We start from the raw sequence: 976 nt of genomic DNA, 5'->3' as shown, positions 1-976 counted from the left end.
AACCCTAAGTAGCCGTTACCCAAACAATGGATAGGTACTCAGCCCCCAATCAGAGCGTCATGGCGGCAAGCCAGCCGAAAGCCAACAGCGGAATGTTGTAATGCAAAAACGTCGGCACCACCGTATCCCAGATATGGTGATGCTGGCCGTCAATGTTCAAACCGGAGGTCGGGCCCAGGGTGGAGTCCGACGCCGGCGACCCCGCATCGCCCAACGCGCCGGCCGTGCCGACGATGCACACGATGGCCAACGGGCTGAAACCCAGCTGTACGCAAAGCGGCACGAAAATCGCCGCCAGGATCGGCACCGTGGAGAACGACGAACCAATGCCCATGGTCACCAGCAACCCCACCAACAACATCAACAAGGCGCCGACGCCACGGCTATGGCCGATGAAGGCCGCCGAGGCTTCCACCAGCGAGCGCACGTCGCCTGTGGCCTTGAGCACTTCGGCGAAGCCTGAGGAGGCGATCATGATGAAGCCGATCATGGCCATCATCTTCATGCCTTCGGTGAACAGGTCGTCGGTCTCGCGCCAGCGCACGATGCCCGACACCGAGAAGATCAGGAAACCGGCCAAGGCGCCGATGATCATCGAGTCCAGCCACAGCTGAATGATGAACGCCGAGGCAATCGCAAGGCCGGCCACCAGCAGGGTCAGCGGGTTGTACTGCACGGCTACTTGCTCGACCCGTTCGATTTTCTCCAGGTCATATACGCGTTTCTTGCGGTAGCTGACGAACACCGCCACCAGCAGGCCGACCACCATGCCCAGCGCTGGCAACCCCATGGCGTGGGTGACGTTGACCTGGCTGATGTCCACCCCGCTCTTGGCCACGTTGGCCAGCAGGATCTGGTTGAGGAAGATATTGCCGAAGCCCACCGGCAGGAACATGTACGGGGTGATCAGGCCGAAGGTCATCACACAGGCAATGAGGCGGCGGTCCAGTTGCAGCTTGGTCAGCACGTACAGCAG

1 protein-coding gene is annotated in these 976 nt (G+C 61.0%); it reads right to left on the bottom strand.

Annotated elements, in window-relative coordinates; genetic code table 11:
* Positions 1-49: 49 nt before the first annotated feature.
* Positions 50-976: Na+/H+ antiporter NhaC family protein (locus HX803_RS32145; RefSeq protein ID WP_178926080.1), on the bottom strand; the 927-nt coding region annotated here is incomplete at its 5' end.

The organism is Pseudomonas sp. P7548 (assembly GCF_013386585.1).
Taxonomy (GTDB): domain Bacteria; phylum Pseudomonadota; class Gammaproteobacteria; order Pseudomonadales; family Pseudomonadaceae; genus Aquipseudomonas.
This window is presented reverse-complemented; position numbering and strand designations above follow the sequence as displayed.